The organism is Bacillus sp. 179-C3.3 HS (assembly GCF_047229225.1).
Lineage (GTDB): Bacteria > Bacillota > Bacilli > Bacillales > Bacillaceae > Bacillus.
Genome location: NZ_JBFEFT010000010.1, coordinates 18,880 through 39,394, shown reverse-complemented (window position 1 = coordinate 39,394; position 20,515 = coordinate 18,880). Strand labels below are relative to the sequence as shown.

Genomic DNA, 20,515 nt, shown 5'->3' with positions numbered 1-20,515 from the left:
AATCATAAATATATTATTATTTGAAGCAAAAAAATGCTATTATCAAATGTTAAAGATATATTTAAGTTACATGAAGATCTACATATATAAACAATATATTACGTTAAGGTATTATATAAAAACGTTTAATTAGAAATACAAAAAATTCAGCTTATTTAATTCCAGCAGCTCAGCACCCCCTTGTCATTATACTTAACATTGTCTTCTTATGAAGGAGAATATATATTTCATCTGATATGGGGAATCTCTAGGAATTTTATCGATATTAAAGAAATAATAACTGTTCTATTGAATTCATATCTTATAAGATATGAATTCAATAGAAACAACTTTAATCCTAATTATTTTTAAAAAATTTTAGACAATCAGAAAATTAAAATACAATAATTTTCGCATCTACAATATTCAATATACACAATATTACATTTTTCTATTATTTTTTAAATTTGTGATCTCTTCCTCTAAATCCACTGATAATGCTTTATAATCGATTTTCAGACATTGTACCCTTCTATGTTCTTTATATTTCTCTAGTTCATTAACATATGAAAATTTGGGGTATTTAGTGAAAATACTGTCCTTATGTTTGACTATAGCTCTCCCTTTATAAAAAGCAATTCTTTCAATAGGATTAAGTGATATTATTTTATTTAAGCCTTTGTCAGCTGAAGCAAAGGAATGTATGGCGATACTTCTACTTTCCTTATTCCTTTCAGCCATATGATTCTCCATAGCCCTAAGGTGAAATAAATCCCAAGCCATGCCCTTAATTTTTCTAAATAAGTTTTGGGTATTAATTTGAATTCCACCAAAAAAACTTTCGATACTTTTCATTCCATCAATATACATAAAACATAAAAGTAACTCATTTTCAAAATAAGCGCATAATTCAGAATTCACACTATCAATTAGTTTTTTAAATTTGTAATTTGCACCTTTTTTACTCTCGTTCTTAATGTAAAAAGCTTTTAAAAGCATACAATATATTAAATAGTACTGGGAAATTTCCTTACCTTCTATTTTATTTTCTAAATTATATATTTCTCTCCAACGATCATCAGATTCCCTAAATATAATATCAAGATTCTCATTCAAAAAGGTGTCAAAAGTTCCTCTTTTAAGCGAATTAAGATCTAAATGATCAGTGATGGAAAAGGCTTTTAAATTATTATAAACAATATCTTTATTGATTGTAAAATTGTTTAATACACACTCTAGTAAGTAGGGTGAACAATTAATTTGAATTTTATTCTCTTTTAAAAAACAAAGCATTTTTAATAGATCTAAATCCTTTTCTTTTAAATGTCCAAAAAAGAGGGCATATAAATTCCCAAGAATATTTGAATCGAAATCTATGCAATGGTTTACTCTAAGTTTTGAGTAGTCTAATGTATCATCTAAAACCACTGTATTTTTGTAATCTGCTATCCCTTGAATTTGATAATGACCAAATTGCTTATCTTCAAAAATTGGCATATTGTTAGAATTATTATCAAACATAAAAAACCTAAAGTCACTTAACATTGCACTAAAATACTTATATGCCTTTAAAGGTTCCTTAGAAGTAAGTACTTCTTTAACACCTTCATTCATCATTAAATTAATTCCTCCTAATATGTAATTATTCATTATTTGAAACTCAGAAACATCAAGAAAAAAATAAGTTTATATTATGGCGTAAATGCACTCATTTTATGCTTACCTTTAAAATCTTAAAACTGATATAATTAAATTGTCAATTTTCCTCAACTTAAATTTTTATTTTTTCATTTCTATTATTTTATAGTTATTTATTTATTAAAATCAAATGAAAGATGTTATCTTATGGATTAACAGTGGAACAAGATGTTTCTTTTAAGTCTAAGGAATAGTGCAACATTTCATTTAATCGAGCGACACTACAAAGCCCAGACTTCACTACTAACTGCTCTCGTTGAAAATGCAGTAATTAGAGATTGGTTAGTTAATTTCCTTATTCAATAATCATTAGCGCAGAATTAAAAAAAGCCTAGAACCTTTTACTAAGGATTCTAGGCTTTCTTTTTATTACTCCCACTCAATCGTAGCAGGCGGCTTACTCGTAATATCATACACCACACGGTTCACATGCTTCACTTCATTCACAATACGAGTAGAGATCTTCTCAAGTACATCCCAAGGGATTCTTGCCCAGTCACTCGTCATACCGTCAATAGACGTAACAGCACGGATGCCGATTGTGTAGTCGTATGTTCTTGCGTCACCCATGACACCTACGCTGCGGATGTCTGGGAGAACGGTGAAGTATTGCCAGATGTCGCGCTCAAGGCCGAAATTGGCAATTTCTTCGCGGAGAATCGCATCAGATTCACGGACGATTTCTAGTTTTTCTTCAGAAATTTCACCTAATACACGGATGCCTAGTCCTGGACCTGGGAATGGCTGTCTCCAGACGATGTCGTCAGGAATACCTAGTTCTGATCCTAGTGCACGGACTTCATCCTTGAATAGTGTATTCAATGGCTCAATCAATTCGAATTGCATGTCTTCTGGAAGACCGCCTACGTTGTGGTGAGACTTGATGGTTTGAGCTGTTGCTGTTCCGCTCTCAATGATGTCTGTGTAAAGTGTTCCTTGTGCTAAGTAGTCAATTCCTTTTAGCTTGTCCGATTCATCGTCGAATACATAAATGAATTCGTTTCCGATGATTTTGCGTTTTTGCTCAGGATCAGACACACCTTTTAGCTTGTCTAAGAAACGGTCTTTTGCATCTACTTTAATCACGTTCATGTTGAAACCTTCGCTAAATGTCTTCATAACCCCTTCTGCTTCGCCTTTGCGAAGTAGACCGTGGTCAACGAAAATACATGTCAGCTGATCACCGATCGCTTTGTGAATTAGTACTGCTACAACGGACGAATCAACACCACCGCTTAATGCACACAATACTTGTTTGTCGCCAACTGTTTCACGGATTTTTTGCATTTCAATTTCAATGAAGTTCTCCATTGACCATTTGCCTTCACACTCACATACGCCAAAGACAAAGTTTTTCAATACGTCATTCCCGTACTCAGAGTGACGAACTTCTGGGTGGAACTGAACGCCATAGAAGTTTTTCTCCTCTAAGCTTATCGCTGAGTTTGGACAATGTTCACTTGTTGCGTCCACTGTAAAGCCTTTTGGTACTTCAACAACAAGGTCACCATGGCTCATCCAAACAACTTGTTCATTTGGAAGGTCTTTAAATAAAGCAGGTGTTCCGTTGATTTGGATATCTGCTTTCCCATATTCACGCTGACTTGCCGCTTCTACTTTCCCGCCCAAATAGTGCGTCATGAGCTGCATTCCGTAACAAATGCCTAGAACCGGAATGCCTAGATCAAAAATCTTTTCATCACAGCGGAAAGATCCTTCATCATAAACGCTGTTTGGTCCACCAGAAAGGATAATTCCTTTTGGCGCAATTTCTTTAATTTCTTCAGCAGTGATAGTGTGCGGATGAAGCTCACTGTACACACCAAATTCACGAATACGGCGAGTAATCAACTGGTTGTACTGACTACCGAAATCGAGAACCAAAATCATTTCATTTACTAAATTTGTCATGGTGTCACCTCTATGTCCAATTTAATTTTATAAACGCACAGAAAAAATGAGAGGAGAAATCCTGCTCTCAGTGTGAAATCACGCTTTTGAAGCGCCCAGACACACATCCGAACGCTTCATTTCATGTATTTTAGAAGGTTTTAATATTCACCTATTCTAACAACAGGAAGGTACGCGGTCAAGACTATCTCCTGTTTATTAAATTTTCCCATAACTTTGCGGATTTCCGCCAAAGCGTTGATGCATCTTCTTGTCGGTAAAGTGCCCGCTCATAAAGCTTTGTCAGCTCTGACATGCGATCATCTCCATACATTCCATCCAGCAAAGTCGCAAATTCTCTTAATGTCATGCCAGGCTTCTTTTCAATCCCCTTGCGCTTCAGCTGTTTTAACAACGCTGTATATGCAAAGAAGAACGCATCCTCATCTGGCAGACGCTTCACCTTGCGAACAATCAAGATCGGGAGCCACCTCGCCCTGATTCGATACATCATCCATCCGATCAACGCAAGTAAGACAATAGCTCCTGCAATATATCTCACAACAGAACCAATTTTCATTGTACCTGTCTTTGTTTCTGCTGCTTGTTCCTTTGATTCAGCCGCTTGCTCTTGTTGCTCTGTTTCCTGCTGTTGCTGTTCTGTCTGTTGATCTTCTATTGCATCAGATTCAGGCTGATCTTCTTCTTTCTCTTGTTCATCAGCTTGATTACCGGATCCTGCTTCATTTGTAAAGGTTTCAGGGTTTGTAAATCCTTTTGTCGGTTCAAAGGTGACCCACCCTCGATTTGGAAAGTACACCTCTACCCATGAATGGGCATTGTTGTTGGTGACTTCATACACATTGTCTTGGTCACTGTGCGTTTCATATATTTGACCCGACGTATAGCCTTTAACCCATCTAGCAGGTATACCGACTGACCGCAGCATCACAATCATAGAGGTAGAAAAGTTATCACAATAGCCGATCATCGTATCAAATAAGAATTGATCGACATAATCTTCATTACGTCCAGGTACGGCGACATTTTTTGTTTCATATGAGAATGCCGCAGACCCTAAGTAATCCTCAATCGCATTGGCCTTGTCATACATATTATCCTTTGTTTCCGTCAAACTATTTGCCAATGTTTTGACCCGTTCAGGTAGAGATGACGGAAGCTGTAAATATTCACTCCCCACCTCTTGATTGACCCGCTGATTTGAAGGAACTTTGATTTGTTGTAAATCTTCAAGAATAAATGTAGGTGATAAAAAGCTGATTTGATAGTTCTTTAAATTCTTCGGCGGATTTTCAAGTGCTGGCACAATTTTCTCTGTTTTCCCTAGCATTTGCAGTGGAATGTCTTCCGTAGGCATCAGTGAAATGGTCCCAATCGGATAGACCGCATGGTTAAATGGATAATTCTTTTCCATATCCACTCTCGCTTCATGAACCGCTGTTTTCACACGATCTGTAAACCATTGGTTTTGAACCTGATCATCTTGCAGAAGCGTCGGTTTTGACTCATTTGACGCATCTTCCCATCCTTTGCCTGTGTATATACTCTTTGTTTCGACACGAAAATAGGATGGCTCTTTTCCACTCCATTTAAATACCGGCGTACGATCCTCGCTAAACGGCCCGCCAAGCGAAGTATCGTCTGCACTATATCCCACCTTATTCTGCCCGCCAGTTCCATCTTGATTCGTGACCGCCTGTAAAAAGGGAACAGGATCTGGCCATTTCGGGTCAGACTTTGGCAATGTGGCACCGAGTGAAGCTGAGACGAGAACAAGCGCGAGCATCGGCAGCATCAATTTCAATCGCGCTTTCTGTGACACACGCACTCCTTCTGACGCACGGAGTCGAACGAAAAAGAGTAAACCAAGCAAACAAAAACCAAATACCATAATTCTTACAATTGCAAACGTTGCGTCATATGGCGTAAACGTATCAAGAATCGTCACATACACAATCGTCATCAATAAAAAGAAAAGGATGCGTTGCTGATAAACGACCCAATAATGAAGCAAGTAGACGAGCAGCCATAGCAAAATATAAAACAATAACGTGCGGAAAGACGGATACATGTCGCTCCACATGCCCATCTTCATCAATTGGACATTGTCCATGACATCGGCATATAAAGCAGCCATATAGCTTGGCTCTGATTGATAAAAGTTCAAATATAAAGCTAGAAAAATAAGACCAACACAGAGTGGAAACGTCACATACCATTTCCACCGAAAGAAAATAAACAAACACGTAAGACCTATAAAAATAATGAAATAAGATGTATGGCTTGTCTCTGTAAAATCTTGCAGTGGACGAAGCCACTCCCAAAGAAGCAAAAATGCGACAAAATAATAAATGAACAATTCAAAACGGCTTTGCCGCTGATGAGTATGCAACATGAGCTTGTCACCTCACAATTCTTTCATGTAGCTGATCTTCAAATAAAAGAGTGATACTCATCCCAGAGGCTTTCAATCGGTCGACAAGTTGTTTTTCTTTTGTCCTTAATTGATCAGCCGTTCTTTTCACTAAAAAAACAGTGATGTTCTTTCTGTTTCGGAGGAGACTAGTAGCAAGTTCATCGTGCAAATGACCCGTGATCATACATTTGCCTGTTTGTTGAAATTCATTGCTTGTCAACCGTTGATCACTGAATCCTTTAGAGGACTGAAACGATATTCTAGCTAAATAAGAAAGCATCGTCTGGAGATGTAACTCTCCTTGATCGACTCGAAATGCCTGCTGATGTCCAAAAGAAACAAGACCAACCGGAATTCCTTTTTCCACTGCGGATTGAAGGACAGAAGCTGTCATCGACACGACGGCTTCAAAGGCTGTCTCATCCGTAAAATCAGCAAAAACCATGAGATCCTTCGTACGGTTCTGTTCAAACTCTTTTGTCATCAACTGACCTCTTCTTGCTGTCGTCTTCCAATCCACCCATGCAAAACGATCTCCTTGCTGATATTCACGAACACCGGTTGTCACATTGGTTGACTCATTTAACCAAGAGTGAACCGCTTTGCCTCCATTTTCGTTGGCTGATTCGGCTGCTTCAACAGGAAGATCGAACATTTTTGGATAAACAATGAACTTTTTTTCTAAAGGAAGAATGACTTCTTTTTCAACAAAACCAAACAAATCTCCAGTCCTCACCCTAATCGCTGTTAGATGATGCTCCCCTCGCACACTTTTCAATTGGTAAGAGATGCGCCAAGTCTTTTGAAACCAAGGAAATATCATTCGTTTCATTTCAACTTGCTCCTGTAATTGGAAGGTATCTGGAGGGAGATCTTCGATAATGGCGTAAAAGTACGGAAATGGATTCGTTCGCTTGATCTCTAAGTCTACAGTCAACACATCCCCTGCCTTTATGTTTGTGCGCTGTAATGTTCTATCAGCCGTCACCCGAAGAGGAATCATGGCGTACAACAAAGCATAGATGGCATATGGCAAAAACGCATAAAATAAGAACCAACTGACAAAACCACCTTGAAACATGGCATAGCAAAAGGCCGCTGTTGTGAGAAGGAAGAGCATAAAAATACGCAACCATAACGAAACCACTTGGCCACGTGACTTCATCGAGTCATCGACTTTTGAACAGGTACTCCAATATGCCCAAGCATCTGTTGAAGCAGTGTCTCTGCCTTCTTCCCTTCATATGTCGCTTCTGATGTCAAAATCATGCGATGCGGCAGTGTAAAAGGCGCCAAATACTGCACATCATCTGGAATCACGTAATCTCGTTCATTTAATAGCGCATAGGCCTGAGCCGCTTTCATCAGCGCAATAGATCCCCTTGGGCTCACACCTAAATAGACAGATGGATGCTTGCGAGTCGCTTGAGCAATTTCAACGATATACTCTTTAATCGATGTATCCACATGTACCTTCTGAACGTTTTGCTGTAAATCATCGATTTGTTCTTTCGTCATCACAGCATGAAGCGTATCAATCGGAGAATGCTTCTCTTGCAAATTGAGCACCTCTAGCTCTTCTAGCATGGTCGGATACCCCATTTGAAGCTTGAATAAAAACCTGTCCATTTGGGCTTCAGGCAGCGGGTATGTTCCTTCATATTCAACAGGGTTTTGCGTTGCCATGACAAAAAAAGGATTCTCAAGCGGCATTGTTTCACCATCGACCGTGACACTCCCTTCCTCCATCGCTTCAAGCAAAGCAGATTGCGTTTTAGGAGATGTCCGATTGATCTCATCAGCCAAGATAATCTGTCCCATAATCGGCCCTTTCCTAAACTCAAATTCATTTGTTTTATTATTATATATCGACACACCTGTCACATCTGATGGCAACAGGTCAGGTGTGAATTGAATTCTTTTAAAGTCACAGCCAATCGATTTTGCCAAAGCACGAACCATCATGGTCTTGCCGACACCAGGCACATCCTCTAGTAACACATGCCCTTTTGCCAAAATCGCAACAAGGCTTAAAACGGCGATGTCTTTTTTCCCAACCATGACTTTATTGATGTTCTCTACGACTTTTTGTAAATCTGTATGCATCGGTTCATCAAATGCCATCCTGATCCTCCTATCACGTCTCTATCCATTTTCATATAGTCTAACTTTACCATACAACGCACATTTTCATAAAACAACAACACATCATAAAAAAGAAGCCCTCTCACGATGGAAAAGACTTCTTCGTTTCTTTTGATGCACACGCCGGCTCCATATGTACATGAGAATGGAAAATATCATGTTCCTTTTTCATTCTACGTTCAATTTCATCGGCAATATCATGACTTTCCGAAATGTTCAAATGCGGCTCTACCTCAACCACCACATCGACATGCACGGTACTTCCAAGATAACGGGCTTTAATATCTTTAATATCATCCACACCTGGCGTTGCCTCAATCGTTTTTTTATACTTAGACATATCTTTTATATGAAAACCATCCGTTAACGAATGAGACGCATCTCTGAAAATGTCCCACGCCGTTTTACAAATAATCAAACCGATCACAAACGCAGCAAGCGTATCAATCCATGCCAATTGAAACTGAGAAGCAATAATTCCCACGAAAGTACCGATACTGACATACGCATCCGATTTATTGTCAGCTGCCGCGGCATAAAGCGCCTGGCTGTTAACCCGTTTAGACAGTTTGCGGTTATACAGATACACGCCGTACATCACAACAGCACTTCCTGCCGCTGTCCACGCAGCAATCAAATCAGGCGTCTGTTGTTGAGAAGTGAAAAGCGACTGCCCCGCACTTAACAAAACTTGAAGCCCAACAAGCATCATAATAAATGAGGCCACAAGTGACGCAATATTTTCTGCTTTAAAGTGACCGTATGGATGATTTTCATCAGGCGGCTTTTGAGAAATTCGTAGCCCAATTAACACGGCAAGCGATGCAATAATATCTGTCGTGTTATTCAACCCATCTGCCGAAAGAGCTTCAGAATGAAACACATACCCAATCACGAGTTTAACGATAGATAAAATCACATATGCAATGATGCTGACCCAAGCACCCGTTTCACCTTGCCTCAATTCGTCATAGCGCTCCATGTCGTTCGGCGCCTCCTCACACATAACTTTTCTATTCCTTATCTTACATAGCAGAGCCCGTGTGGGTCTACAGCAACATGATTCACTTATGTCAGCAAAATAGGATCAATAGAAATGTGTTGAGCGAAGCAAACTTATTTTTATAAGGTCAATAGACCTCAAAAGCTATTCCTATCGGCTTTTGATGGAATCATCAAAACAGACACATACTAGGAAATGACCTTCCTTTGTAATTTGTCAGAATCTTTTTATTTTATGACACAACTTTTTTCTATCACTTTATACTCGTTTTCAAAAGTAGACGAAGGAAGATGCGGCAAAATAATATCTCAAAATCTTTATACTTTTTAACATCTTGTTAAGCGTGTTGAAATGTCAGTTTGATAGGCTGTCCAATGATGAATGATCATTCAGTGTGATAAGATTTAAAATATTCTAAAAATAAATTCTCTACTAAGAGAAAGGTTTGGGGGTAACACAATGTCCGACACGACAAACGGTCTTCAAAAAAATCTTAAGACTAGACATATTTCCATGATTTCCATTGCTGGGGTCATTGGAGCAGGATTATTTGTTGGAAGTGGCGCTGTCATTCATTCTGCAGGGCCTGGATCCATTCTTTCCTATTCGTTTGCCGGACTTTTGGTTATTTTTATCATGAGAATGCTTGGAGAAATGGCATGTGCCTATCCAACAAGTGGTTCCTTCTCGCAATATGCCAGCGATGCCATCGGCCCATGGGCGGGCTTTGCCATTGGCTGGCTATACTGGTTTTTCTGGGTCATCGTCATTGCCATCGAAGCCATTGCCGGCGCCGCCATTATTCAATATTGGTATGGAGATGCACCCGTTTGGCTAACCAGCCTAATCCTCACAATCCTCTTAACGTTGACAAATATCTTTTCTGTTAAATCGTTTGGTGAATTTGAATATTGGTTTTCATTAATTAAAGTCGTCAGTATTATATTATTTCTCCTCATCGGTTTTGCCTTCATCTTTGGCTTTAGCGGACATCATACTTCAGGTCTTTCAAATTTAACGAGTAACGGTGGTTTCCTTCCAAATGGATTAGGTTCCGTTTTACTCGGAATTGTGGTCGTCATTTTTTCCTTTATGGGAACAGAAATTGTAGCAATTGCGGCCGGCGAATCGGCAGATCCAGTCAAATCCGTTACAACGGCTACACGCTCTGTTGTATGGCGTATTATCGTATTTTATGTCGGATCAATCGCTGTCGTTGTGTCATTACTTCCATGGGATTCAGCCAGTATTTTAACGAGCCCATTCGTGGCTGTGCTAGAGTATATCGGCATTCCATCAGCCGCTCAGGTCATGAATGTCATTGTACTAACTGCTGTTCTCTCTTGTTTAAACTCCGGTTTGTACACGACATCCAGAATGCTATATTCTTTAGCTGAAAGAGGCGAGGCGCCGAAACGATTTATGAAAATCAACAAACGTGGCGTCCCTGTAGCGGCTACCGTTGCAGGTACTTTCTTTTCCTATATTGCAGTCATGATGAACTACTTCTACCCCGAAACCATCTTTTTGTTCCTAGTGAATGCATCAGGCGCAATTGCACTTCTCGTCTACCTAGTCATTGCCATTTCTCAATTAAGAATGCGACGTCAATTAGAAAAGGAACATCCTGAACAACTCAAAATCAAAATGTGGCTGTTTCCGTACCTCACCTATTTCACCATTTTGGTGATTTGTACGATTTTGATTTCTATGTTATTTATCGAATCAATGAGACCACAGCTCATCTTGACAGGTACCATCACCGTTGCCATTCTAGCTGCCTATTTTATTTTTAAACGTAATAAAAAAATGACTGCAAGTGCAACGCTTGACAATAAACACCCTTAATCCCCTTCCCGCTATGCGGGTTTTTTTATTTTATTCACCTATTTCGAAGTCCGCACTTATAATGTATCAAATTGGATTAAAGTGAGGATTAGTAAACATGAACCTTGAGAAATTCGTTGACGAGCTGCCTATTCCAAAAATAGCGGAGCCCGTAAAAAAGAACCCAAAACAAACGTATTATGAAATTACCATGGAAGAAGTGTTCCAAAAAGTACACAGGGATCTCCCCCCGACTAAGCTATGGACCTATAATGGCACCTTACCTGGTCCAACCATCAAGGCGAATCGTAATGAAAAGGTAAAAGTGAAATGGATGAACAAATTACCTCTGAAACACTTTTTACCTGTCGACCACACCATTCATGCGGGTCATCATGATGAACCAGAGGTAAAAACAGTCGTTCACCTCCATGGAGGTGTCACTCCAGCGAGCAGTGACGGTTATCCAGAGGCGTGGTTTTCGAGAGACTTTGAAGAAACCGGCCCATTCTTTGAAAGAGAAATTTACGAATATCCGAATCATCAGCAAGCATGCACATTATGGTATCACGATCATGCAATGGCATTGACAAGGTTGAACGTGTACGCAGGCTTAGCTGGATTTTATTTGATTTCAGATGCGTATGAAAAGTCATTAAACTTACCGAAAGATGATTATGATATTCCTTTGATGATCATGGATCGGACGTTTCAAGAAGATGGTGCACTATTTTACCCAAGCAGACCAAATAACACACCTGAAGACAGTGATATCCCAGACCCTTCCATTGTGCCATTTTTTTGTGGTGAAACGATTATGGTGAATGGAAAGATCTGGCCTTATTTAGAAGTGGAACCTCGAAAATATCGTTTTCGTCTGTTAAATGCGTCCAATACACGAACTTACGAGCTTCATTTAGACAATGATGCAACCATCTTGCAAATTGGCTCGGATGGTGGCTTTTTGCCAAAGCCTGTGGCTCATCAATCCTTTAGCATTGCACCGGCTGAACGCTTCGATGTCATCATCGACTTTTCAGCTTATGAAAATCAAACGATCATTTTAAAAAATAAAGCAGGCTGTGGGCAGGATGTGGATCCAGAAACAGATGCGAACATTATGCAGTTTCAAGTCACTCGTCCGTTAAAAGGAAGATCACCTCAAAAATCACGACCGATCTACAAACCACTTCCTTCACTTCGACCTAGTCAGGCAGATAAAGAACGCACGTTGACACTGAGTGGCACTCAAGATAAATATGGACGCCCTATTTTATTATTAGACAATCAATTTTGGAGTGATCCGGTGACAGAAAACCCGAGTCTCGGCAGTATAGAGGTTTGGTCCATCGTCAATCCAACTAGGGGTACACACCCCATCCATTTACACCTTGTCCAGTTCCGAGTGATAGATCGAAGACCTTTTGACACTGACCTCTATCAATCTACTGGTGAAATTGTGTATACAGGACCAAATGTGTCACCGCCTCTGCATGAACAAGGCTATAAAGATACGATTCAATCGCACGCCGGTGAAGTCATTAGAATCATCGCTCGATTTGTACCCTACAGCGGGAGATATGTGTGGCATTGTCACATTCTAGAACACGAAGATTATGACATGATGCGACCTATGGATATCATTCGTGAAAAATGGAACCATGATTCCACTAAATAGTGAAACATCACTAGTCTAAGAAGATGGTTCAAATTCTCACACACTCAAACTGCGATGCAGGTTGTTCACAGAGCTAATCCGACCTTCAGATTAGCTCTTCCTTTTTCACATTCATATAGATTTCTTAAGCAGTCGTAGCGTCGTTATAAAATGACTAAATCCTGAGGCCTGATGACATTTCATTGCTTCATCAACAATTAAATAGTTGACGTGACAATCCGATAATACTACTATATACCCAGTACTTCTAAAAAAAGGTACATGAGAAACAACGATCGAATAAAAGGAAAATTGCGAGAAAAAACGGAGGAGTCCACTTTGAATGAAGATAAGAACACTTGCCTAGTCAGTGAAGAAGCGGCAAGTAAAATGGAGAAGCTTTCACTTCAGGACAACGAGAGCATTCGATCTGACATTGCACAATTAACAATTGAACTCGGTGAACAAAAAGAATTCAGCCACTTCATATTAGATGAAAAACAAAAAGCAATCTCTACATTATCAGCCCTCATCACAAAAGGGAATTGTGAAGAAGAATTAAAGACTCATTTTGAACAAGCTTTACATATCGGTCTCTCCATCATAGAGGTCATGGAAATCATCAAGCACTGTACGAAAGTTGCTGGATTTCCGCATTCCATTAATGCACTGTTTATTTTTCAAAACTTACTAGACGAGAATACCAAATAAATAGAGGAAAGCGAGAAGTCATTTGTCCTCTCGTTTTTTTTATTTGTCTTTTACTCCCACACATCTTACTTCTTTTCTGATCGTTTGTCATATCATCGAAATACGAAAACATCACATATTTTCCTTCTAAAAAATGATTTTCATCACATACGAAACCTATTTCAGCAGAAAAACAAATCACATCATCAAAAAACGTTCAGTTATAATCATAACTGAACGTACACATCATTCGCTGACAGTGAAATTGTTAATAATTCCACCATCCTTCTCCCAAGCTGTTTCGACCTTTTTCTTCTTTAGATCATATTCAAAAATGGTTCTTACCTTTGCCTTTCGCCCAGTATCATCTTTTAATTCCTTTGCATTCTTAGCAACACCTATGAAATAAACAGATGTCCCATCCTTCGAAAATTGAGGCTGTGCCGCACTTAAAATATGCACACCATGGCCGTTTTTAACGAGGGTATTCGTTTTTCCTGACTCTATATCAAGCATCTTAATAGAGGATATTTCTTTCTCATTTTGAATATTCACCTCTGTATACAGCAATGACTGGTGATCAGGTGAAAACGAAATATCATTGATTGTTTTTGGGATATTTGCAATCCGTGTTTCTTCATTCCCTTTTTGAAGCGTGATCTTCATCGTCGTTGGTTCAGGATCGGTTCCTTTTTCATTGGCTTCATCTGTTTTCTCATAATCTTCTTTTAAAGAATAATGATGAATAGCCAAGAGACTTGAAGCTGGATCATATGCAAAAGAACTCACTGTATCGTCTTCACTTTTTTCTGGATATAACATCTGCATTTTGTTCTTTTTCAAATCTAAAGAAGCAACAAAAAACTGCTCACCTGAATCCTTATTATACCTTAAATACAACTGCTCACCGTCACCAGAAAGCCTCATGCTATCGATCGAATCTTCACTAGTGAAGATCGTCTTTTCTTGATTGTTCTTTACATTTAATGCACGAATACTTACCTTTTGTGTGTCTTCATTCGTATACGTATAGTATAAAAGTTGTTTTGAAGTATCATAAACAGTGGAAGGATATGCTGTCAGCTTCTCCGTATGAAGCGCTCGATTTTGAAGGTAATACGTATTATTTAACTGTTGGTCCGTAAATGAGACTAGCAGTTCATCTTTTAAATTGTTGTTCGTTTTTACTTCATCTGCATGTTTCATGTCTTGATTTGGCCTCATCAAGAAAAAAACGACTGCAATGACTGCCAAGCCAATAAACGTAATAATCCACCATGTTGATTTTTTCATTGTCTTTCAAATCCTCTCCACAAGAAAAAAAGCCAGAAAATAAACTTTTCCCGCTTCTTCTCATGCCCATGTATTAATAAGTGTAATGACCTTTTACGACACCTTTACTTGTCGGATATCCAAGTGCTTTAAATGCTTTCGGACTCACATCTAATACGGCATTCGGCATTCTTCCAACATCATATTTATAGACTGTAATCACTTTATGTGGTTTCGCTTTTGTTGTCACTCTTAATTTTGTCCCTTTTTTCGGTACGTCAAATCCCATTTTTGTTGCTGCATCCCAATGACCGAGTTTTTTTCCATCTGCGCCTTTTTTACCGACACCATTATACCAAGTAATATTGCCGCTTACTTTTTTTGCACTTGCTCCATTTGAAAAGCTAAACGCTAAAAATAAACTAGCTACTGTTACGATTGTCGTGATCAGCTTTTTATTCATTTCAAAAATCCTCCGTATTTGGTTTCTGCACTCATTATACATGAAGATACATCCAATTATTTTACAGTCACATTACAATTCGGATACAAGTTGGCCACTTTTTGACTGTTTTTATCCCCAAACCGAATCAAAAAAAGTAATAAAATTGTAATCCTACCTTTTCATTCATTTTATATAATCAATGTGTATCAAATGATAAGGAGGAATTTTCATGAAAAAATGGTTATCGATTTTTAGTTTTAGTTTAGTCTGTGTTTTCATGCTTTCAAGTCTTCCTGCTTCTGCGGCAGGACCTCGTCACGGTGCAGTTGTGACACAAACAGATGAAGCCAAATGGTCAGGAATTTCTGCTGATATTGTCCTTCCGAAAACAGCGACCATTAAAAATGGATATACTGACTGGTATCTAGGCCTTGGTGCTGCTGTAGTAGAAAGTGGCATCTCAAAAACGTCTAGTGGCTACAAGGTCTTCCTTGGCACTGGCTCATCAAGCGGCAGTCAATATTGGAATAGCAAATACGATCCAAGCATTAAGGATGGCGCGCGAGTGAATTTAAAACTGATCAACAATGGAGACGGCACTGTGTCACTATACGTGAATGGAAAGCTTCGCTACAAGCAGCCTGTTGCCAATCCTAGCCGTCTGAAAAACTTCGATGTTGTTAAAATGGTTCACGGTGTGCAGGATAATGGAGCAAATAGCTACTCACAAGCAAGCTTCTCGAATGTGCAGCTCCGCGCGGATACATCAGGAAGCGTCTATAAAAAGTGGGATGGCACAATCAAATCATCTCTATTGCGAAAAAATCTAGAATCAGGTGCTCCGGCTCCGACATTCACTGTACATTCTTCTATCCCGCTTAGTACAAGCCTATCAGCACAATAAAAAAAGCGCCCAGACTTGGGTGCTTTTTTTTGTTCACAGCTTATCAATACTTCTTTTTTAATCAAAACAAAGATTCGTGGTAACATAAACATACATACTTCGACAAAAAAAGGAGAAAGAACGTGAAAAAAAGTCTACTGCTATGCTTCAGTCTAGTTGTGAGCCTCATAATTTTATCCGCTTGCACAAATACGACCAAAGAACAAAAAACAGAATCTGTCACACTCCCAACGATTAGCAAACAAATTCAAACAGAATCAAAAGAGATCTTGGAGCAATCAAAGCTTGTAAAAGACACAGCGATTACCATCGATCAAAAGAAAAAAACCATCACATTAACAGTGACCGCCTCTAGTGACACAAATAGTGACTACGCCGAAGTAATCGGTTTAAACTTTGCCAAGACACTGGCGGTCGGGGCTGCAACTGACAAAAATAACAATCTTCACAAACCTGAAAATGACAGTCTCGGCGCACTCTACTCATTATATGACTTACGTATTACAGTGAAACAGGAAAATGGAAAAGTGCTAGCCGAAGGAAAGAAATCTACAAATGAAACAAAGATTACTTGGAATAGAGCCAAATAACACAAGAAAATTCTTTTTGGATTTTCTTGTTTTTTTTTAGAAAAACTATTAACTTCGTAAAAAGAAAGCCGATTAGTAATATTGTACTGGTTATAAAGTGCCAATAATTATCAATACATATCGGAGGAATATATGATGAAAAGAACAACAGAATTTGTTTTAGGTTTACTTGGAGGTATCTTCGGATTTTTCGGAGCAACGTCTGCCCTTTTTATCGGTGGAATTGACGAGGCTATTAATGATTCAGGCACTAGCCAATTCACTGGCTTAGGCTGGTCAGCGATACTTTTCTCTATCCTTGCCATTGTAGCATCTGTGGTTGTTAAGAAAAAAGCAAAGCTTGGCGGAGCATTATTGTTAGTATCTGCTGTTGGAGGACTCATTTCCATCTCGTTTTTCTATATCCTTCCAGCCGTCTTAATCGTTATCGCAGGCTGCATGGGCGTATTCAGAAAAGAACCTGCCAAAGCAGTTCCAGCTGAATAATGACACAAAAAAGCTTGTAGAAAGGATTCCATTCTACAAGCTTTTTTTATTGCTGCTCACGGCCAACTCGATTTTCATGTCATGGATTAGAGTCTGAATATCTGAATGATCCCTCAATGCTAATCGTTCTATGATCCCCATAGTCTGTGCATGCAGGTGATGATCACCCAAAATATCATATGCATAAAATGGAAGAACAAAAGAATAGAGCAAATCTGCTATTTCAAGTACAAACTCATCTCCATCACCGTCAGCCAATGCCTCCCCCACACATCGAATCAACCATTCCAAATCCTCTTTCTTTTCAATCGGAACGTACATCACTTGATGAATATAATTAGTATCTTTCGTATGTAAAATGCGCTCCGCCACTTCTTTTGATACTGCACCAAGATCGTTAGGAGAAATATTCAACTCTGATAACGCACTCTCTGCACTTTCTTCTTGATTCACTTGTAGCACCTTTTGATCCATCTCGGCTCACTCCCTGTTCTCAAGATACTTCTATTATAAAGAAGACATCTCGTTTTTCATGGAAATAAAAGATGTTTTTATGTAATTTTAAACAAAAAATGTCATCAAATGATTTTGCTTTCACTGCTCTATAAGGATTTCAGATAAAAAAACATTGCACTTTCTTTTAAACTATCTCAATATATGTATATTAATAGATCGAAAGGGAGAGTGAAATGAACATGAAACGGCCTTGGTTGAAAATCAAGATGGTTAGTATCATATTCGTACTTGGACTTGGCATGTTTTCAGTAGAGTTGCCACTTTTACAAGTGCCACATAAGAAGTCCGTCGTAGAAGCTGCCGCACCGACATATATCACAACAGCCAATGTCAACCTACGGAAAGGACCTGGAACAAAACATCGGGTGATCTTCACCATTCCAAAAGGAAAAAACGTGCCCTATCTCAAAAAACAAGGGAAGTGGGTTCAAACAAAGTATAAAGGGAAAACAGGCTACATCAGTTCTCGCTATCTCAAAAAAGCCAAAAAACCATCACCAACTACATATGCTGCACCATCTACTAAAACGCCAGGTACATATGTAAAAGGGATCTTGGTCGTAAACAAGAAGCACAAGTTACCGGCTACATACAACCCTGGTGAACATAAACAAGCGAGAAAAGCTGTCAATGCCATGATCAAAAAAGCCAAGAAAGATCATGTTCGCCTCACTGCTTTTAGCACCTTCCGTTCATATGATCGTCAGCGTGTCTTATACAACAATTACGTCGCATCTCACGGCAAAAAACAAGCAGATCGCTTTAGTGCAAGACCAGGCCATTCCGAACACCAAACAGGACTCGCCTTTGATATTGGTGGAGCCAACTCGAAGCATTGGGCCAAGAACTCCTTCGCCAAAACAAAAGAAGCCAAATGGCTCGCCAAACATGCCCATGAATTCGGCTTTATCATCCGCTATCCAAAAGGTAAAGAAAAGTGGAAAAACCCTTGAAGAGTATTTAAATGTAAAAGGATAAACACAAAAAGCACTCTTGTTTACAAGAGTGCTTTTTTCATCCATCAGCGCGATGTCATTTTTCCTTAGCTAAGCGACTTGGTCATCACATAATCCATCTGCTCTTCATCCCCCAAATGGAAAGCATGAACGCCCGTTCGAACAAACCCAAGGCTTTGATAAAATGCGATAGCCCCACTATTGTGTTCCCACACCCCAAGCCAAACGTCACGCTTCTGATGTTTCCTCGCTATATCAAATGCTTGGTTCATTACATAACGACCTAACCCTTGCTTTTGAAAGGATTGCTTCAGATAAATCCTCTCAATTTCTAATGAATCATCTCCCATATCTTCTGACTGTGCATCGTTCATATTCACCTTCAAATAACCAGCCAATTCATCATTCACATAAACAAAGTAGAACTGTGAGGATGGATGGTTCAATTCCTTCAGGAGCTGGTCCGGATGAAAAGCTGTCTCCACGTAATCTTCAATAAGTTCAGCTTTGTTTTGCTTCAGAAAGGTGTCTTTAAACGTATCGATCCCAATTCTTCGCAACTCACTTACATGCTGTTCTTCACATGGAATAAACGTGACGTTCATTGATTCATCACTCCTGATCATTTAGTAATGTCTCTTATTTCCCTTTTTCACATATTCCCAATCTGATTCGATGTTCTTCCTTACTCTTAGAAGAAGCGCATAGATTTGTTCTGCTTCCTCTTCAGAAAATCCATCCAATGCGACTTGATTTGAATAATCATGTTCTCGTTTGATCAACGGATAAACCGCCTTGCCCTTCTCAGTAGGAAACAGCTTTTTGATTTTTTTATTCTCAGTATCATTTTTCTTTTCAATAAAATCGTTCAGCTCTAGTTTCTGAATCGCTCTGGCAGCCGTCGTCCGGTCAACTTTAATCATTTCAGCTAGCTTTTCCTGAATGATGCCAGGCTCTTCACAAATACGCACAAGATACAAGTACTGTCCCTTCGTTAAATCGTACTCTTTAAATTCAATATTACTAATGGAATCGAGTGCCCTAGCAATCACACCGATTTCTCGTAGAATCTCTCTCATACCACGACCCCTTTTGTTGCATTTACAACATTATATTTTATATTTATTGTAATTACAACAAAAAACACCTTCATCTAGGAAAGTGTTCTTTCAATTGCTTTTTTAACGAGAGGATCGTTAAAAATTCACTCAATCAAATGGTATAAGTCCATTTCTCTTCATGCAAATCGTTCCTTTTCAATTCCCCAGTTTTGCTCCCACACGCCCATGATTAAAGACAGAAGGGGTAATCCCACTTGATATATAATCTTTATTATAATGGGGGTGTGCAAATCCCATTGTTTTACTTTTGGCTCAATTTCTTTATGAAGGGCTAACAATTTACCTTGTATTATTTTTCTTCTTTTAGTTGCTTCAGAGCTTGAAACTCTGTTCCATTCTTTTGATACAGTAATATAATCTTCAACATCAAAATAAAATCCTGTTAAATCTGGATAATCTATAATTTTTTACTGATTTTGTTTTAACTTTTCAAGTTTCACTTTTATTGTTTCATTTTTCTTTTTTATTCTCGGAAATAAAGTTTTCTGATATGTTTCAAAAAGGGAGATAACAACTTTTGTGACTGCTATGGAGTTTTCTCCAAGGTGCTCCCAAAAATCAGGAATAGGGGACTTCTCATGAATAGTTTTTGACATGAATTCAGAATTTTGGGATATCCCACCATCCGTCAAATTTGCAGAACCATGGTAAAATAATACTTTACCTACATGATGAAATTCATAAATCTTACTGTGCAAAAAAGGTTGTACTACCAAATAGGTACTGGTAAACGTATATAGTACTGGTAATATATCTGCAGGCTTTTCATCTTCCAAAAGTATGTACTCAATTATATATCCCTCTTCTCCCAATCCATTTTATATTTTATATGATAGAGATAATATCCTATATTCAGTAAAAATAACTATATCCCCACACCTTAACTTACATCTTCAACC

The 20,515-nt window shown here is 38.7% G+C and carries 19 protein-coding genes; 7 read left to right on the top strand and 12 right to left on the bottom strand.

Going from position 1 to position 20,515, the window contains the following annotated elements; genetic code table 11:
* Positions 1–420: 420 nt before the first annotated feature.
* The 6 genes from AB1K80_RS08425 to AB1K80_RS08400 form a co-directional block, all read right to left on the bottom strand.
* Positions 421–1,596 carry a hypothetical protein gene (locus AB1K80_RS08425; protein WP_412856170.1) on the bottom strand — a complete coding sequence of 392 codons (1,176 nt, stop codon included), beginning with the start codon at positions 1,594–1,596 and terminating at the stop codon, positions 421–423.
* Positions 1,597–2,046: 450 nt separating this feature from the next.
* Positions 2,047–3,588 carry a glutamine-hydrolyzing GMP synthase gene (gene guaA, locus AB1K80_RS08420; RefSeq protein WP_412856169.1) on the bottom strand — a complete coding sequence of 514 codons (1,542 nt, stop codon included), beginning with the start codon at positions 3,586–3,588 and terminating at the stop codon, positions 2,047–2,049.
* 184 nt (positions 3,589–3,772) lie between these two features.
* Positions 3,773–5,983 (bottom strand): DUF3488 and DUF4129 domain-containing transglutaminase family protein, encoded by a 2,211-nt coding sequence (locus AB1K80_RS08415; protein WP_412856168.1) that lies wholly within the window; start codon positions 5,981–5,983, stop codon positions 3,773–3,775.
* 7 nt (positions 5,984–5,990) lie between these two features.
* The gene (locus tag AB1K80_RS08410; protein WP_412856167.1) at positions 5,991–7,169 is read right to left on the bottom strand and encodes a DUF58 domain-containing protein; all 1,179 of its coding nucleotides are present in this window, start codon (positions 7,167–7,169) and stop codon (positions 5,991–5,993) included.
* Entirely contained in the window at positions 7,166–8,128 is a 963-nt protein-coding gene (locus AB1K80_RS08405) for an AAA family ATPase (protein WP_412856166.1), read from the bottom strand. The genes AB1K80_RS08410 and AB1K80_RS08405 overlap by 4 nt, the downstream gene beginning before the upstream one ends.
* A gap of 103 nt (positions 8,129–8,231) precedes the next feature.
* A complete protein-coding gene (locus AB1K80_RS08400; RefSeq protein ID WP_412856165.1) occupies positions 8,232–9,131 on the bottom strand; it encodes a cation diffusion facilitator family transporter in 900 nt (299 codons plus the stop codon).
* A gap of 480 nt (positions 9,132–9,611) precedes the next feature.
* Between AB1K80_RS08400 and gabP the strand changes: the two genes are divergently transcribed.
* The 3 genes from gabP to AB1K80_RS08385 all read left to right on the top strand — a co-directional run bounded on the left by gabP (position 9,612) and on the right by AB1K80_RS08385 (position 13,347).
* The gene (gabP, locus tag AB1K80_RS08395; protein WP_412856164.1) at positions 9,612–11,000 is read left to right on the top strand and encodes a GABA permease; all 1,389 of its coding nucleotides are present in this window, start codon (positions 9,612–9,614) and stop codon (positions 10,998–11,000) included.
* A 97-nt stretch (positions 11,001–11,097) separates the two neighbouring features.
* Positions 11,098–12,657 (top strand): multicopper oxidase family protein, encoded by a 1,560-nt coding sequence (locus AB1K80_RS08390; protein WP_412856163.1) that lies wholly within the window; start codon positions 11,098–11,100, stop codon positions 12,655–12,657.
* 318 nt (positions 12,658–12,975) lie between these two features.
* Complete coding sequence (locus AB1K80_RS08385; protein WP_412856162.1) at positions 12,976–13,347, top strand: carboxymuconolactone decarboxylase family protein; 372 nt, start codon at positions 12,976–12,978, stop codon at positions 13,345–13,347.
* Positions 13,348–13,572: 225 nt separating this feature from the next.
* Here AB1K80_RS08385 and AB1K80_RS08380 read toward each other — a convergent pair whose 3' ends face one another.
* Together AB1K80_RS08380 and AB1K80_RS08375 are read right to left on the bottom strand one after the other, a co-directional pair.
* Positions 13,573–14,619: a hypothetical protein gene (locus AB1K80_RS08380; protein ID WP_412856161.1), complete on the bottom strand. Its 1,047-nt coding sequence runs from the start codon at positions 14,617–14,619 to the stop codon at positions 13,573–13,575.
* Positions 14,620–14,692: 73 nt separating this feature from the next.
* Entirely contained in the window at positions 14,693–15,061 is a 369-nt protein-coding gene (locus tag AB1K80_RS08375; RefSeq protein WP_412856160.1) for an RlpA-like double-psi beta-barrel domain-containing protein, read from the bottom strand.
* 211 nt (positions 15,062–15,272) lie between these two features.
* On the opposite strand from AB1K80_RS08375, the gene AB1K80_RS08370 reads away from it, so the two are divergent.
* The 3 genes from AB1K80_RS08370 to AB1K80_RS08360 all read left to right on the top strand — a co-directional run bounded on the left by AB1K80_RS08370 (position 15,273) and on the right by AB1K80_RS08360 (position 17,023).
* The gene (locus tag AB1K80_RS08370; protein WP_412856159.1) at positions 15,273–15,947 is read left to right on the top strand and encodes a hypothetical protein; all 675 of its coding nucleotides are present in this window, start codon (positions 15,273–15,275) and stop codon (positions 15,945–15,947) included.
* A 122-nt stretch (positions 15,948–16,069) separates the two neighbouring features.
* Positions 16,070–16,537: a hypothetical protein gene (locus AB1K80_RS08365; protein ID WP_412856158.1), complete on the top strand. Its 468-nt coding sequence runs from the start codon at positions 16,070–16,072 to the stop codon at positions 16,535–16,537.
* 135 nt (positions 16,538–16,672) lie between these two features.
* A complete protein-coding gene (locus AB1K80_RS08360; RefSeq protein WP_412856157.1) occupies positions 16,673–17,023 on the top strand; it encodes a DUF4064 domain-containing protein in 351 nt (116 codons plus the stop codon).
* A gap of 33 nt (positions 17,024–17,056) precedes the next feature.
* Here AB1K80_RS08360 and AB1K80_RS08355 read toward each other — a convergent pair whose 3' ends face one another.
* The gene (locus tag AB1K80_RS08355; protein WP_412856156.1) at positions 17,057–17,497 is read right to left on the bottom strand and encodes a hypothetical protein; all 441 of its coding nucleotides are present in this window, start codon (positions 17,495–17,497) and stop codon (positions 17,057–17,059) included.
* A 221-nt stretch (positions 17,498–17,718) separates the two neighbouring features.
* Between AB1K80_RS08355 and AB1K80_RS08350 the strand changes: the two genes are divergently transcribed.
* The gene (locus tag AB1K80_RS08350) at positions 17,719–18,492 is read left to right on the top strand and encodes a D-alanyl-D-alanine carboxypeptidase family protein (protein ID WP_412856155.1); all 774 of its coding nucleotides are present in this window, start codon (positions 17,719–17,721) and stop codon (positions 18,490–18,492) included.
* 89 nt (positions 18,493–18,581) lie between these two features.
* Here AB1K80_RS08350 and AB1K80_RS08345 read toward each other — a convergent pair whose 3' ends face one another.
* The 3 genes from AB1K80_RS08345 to AB1K80_RS08335 form a co-directional block, all read right to left on the bottom strand.
* The gene (locus tag AB1K80_RS08345) at positions 18,582–19,100 is read right to left on the bottom strand and encodes a GNAT family N-acetyltransferase (protein ID WP_412856154.1); all 519 of its coding nucleotides are present in this window, start codon (positions 19,098–19,100) and stop codon (positions 18,582–18,584) included.
* 21 nt (positions 19,101–19,121) lie between these two features.
* Entirely contained in the window at positions 19,122–19,574 is a 453-nt protein-coding gene (locus AB1K80_RS08340) for a MarR family winged helix-turn-helix transcriptional regulator (protein WP_412856153.1), read from the bottom strand.
* A 449-nt stretch (positions 19,575–20,023) separates the two neighbouring features.
* Positions 20,024–20,392, bottom strand: a complete 369-nt coding sequence (locus tag AB1K80_RS08335) for a restriction endonuclease PLD domain-containing protein (RefSeq protein ID WP_412856152.1) — start codon at positions 20,390–20,392, stop codon at positions 20,024–20,026.
* Between the last annotated feature and the right edge of the window lie 123 nt (positions 20,393–20,515).

Excerpts from the sequence above, each read along its gene's own strand:
- AB1K80_RS08380 (WP_412856161.1), bottom strand. The coding sequence starts at position 14,619 with ATGAAAAAATCAACATGGTGGATTATTACGTTTATTGGCTTGGCAGTC.
- guaA (WP_412856169.1), bottom strand. The coding sequence starts at position 3,588 with ATGACAAATTTAGTAAATGAAATGATTTTGGTTCTCGATTTCGGTAGT.
- AB1K80_RS08405 (WP_412856166.1), bottom strand. The coding sequence starts at position 8,128 with ATGGCATTTGATGAACCGATGCATACAGATTTACAAAAAGTCGTAGAG.
- AB1K80_RS08410 (WP_412856167.1), bottom strand. The coding sequence starts at position 7,169 with ATGAAGTCACGTGGCCAAGTGGTTTCGTTATGGTTGCGTATTTTTATG.
- AB1K80_RS08355 (WP_412856156.1), bottom strand. The coding sequence starts at position 17,497 with ATGGATCAAAAGGTGCTACAAGTGAATCAAGAAGAAAGTGCAGAGAGT.
- AB1K80_RS08375 (WP_412856160.1), bottom strand. The coding sequence starts at position 15,061 with ATGAATAAAAAGCTGATCACGACAATCGTAACAGTAGCTAGTTTATTT.
- AB1K80_RS08350 (WP_412856155.1), top strand. The coding sequence starts at position 17,719 with ATGAAACGGCCTTGGTTGAAAATCAAGATGGTTAGTATCATATTCGTA.
- AB1K80_RS08390 (WP_412856163.1), top strand. The coding sequence starts at position 11,098 with ATGAACCTTGAGAAATTCGTTGACGAGCTGCCTATTCCAAAAATAGCG.
- gabP (WP_412856164.1), top strand. The coding sequence starts at position 9,612 with ATGTCCGACACGACAAACGGTCTTCAAAAAAATCTTAAGACTAGACAT.
- AB1K80_RS08425 (WP_412856170.1), bottom strand. The coding sequence starts at position 1,596 with ATGATGAATGAAGGTGTTAAAGAAGTACTTACTTCTAAGGAACCTTTA.
- AB1K80_RS08340 (WP_412856153.1), bottom strand. The coding sequence starts at position 19,574 with ATGAGAGAGATTCTACGAGAAATCGGTGTGATTGCTAGGGCACTCGAT.
- AB1K80_RS08360 (WP_412856157.1), top strand. The coding sequence starts at position 16,673 with ATGAAAAGAACAACAGAATTTGTTTTAGGTTTACTTGGAGGTATCTTC.
- AB1K80_RS08370 (WP_412856159.1), top strand. The coding sequence starts at position 15,273 with ATGAAAAAATGGTTATCGATTTTTAGTTTTAGTTTAGTCTGTGTTTTC.
- AB1K80_RS08345 (WP_412856154.1), bottom strand. The coding sequence starts at position 19,100 with ATGAACGTCACGTTTATTCCATGTGAAGAACAGCATGTAAGTGAGTTG.
- AB1K80_RS08415 (WP_412856168.1), bottom strand. The coding sequence starts at position 5,983 with ATGTTGCATACTCATCAGCGGCAAAGCCGTTTTGAATTGTTCATTTAT.
- AB1K80_RS08400 (WP_412856165.1), bottom strand. The coding sequence starts at position 9,131 with ATGGAGCGCTATGACGAATTGAGGCAAGGTGAAACGGGTGCTTGGGTC.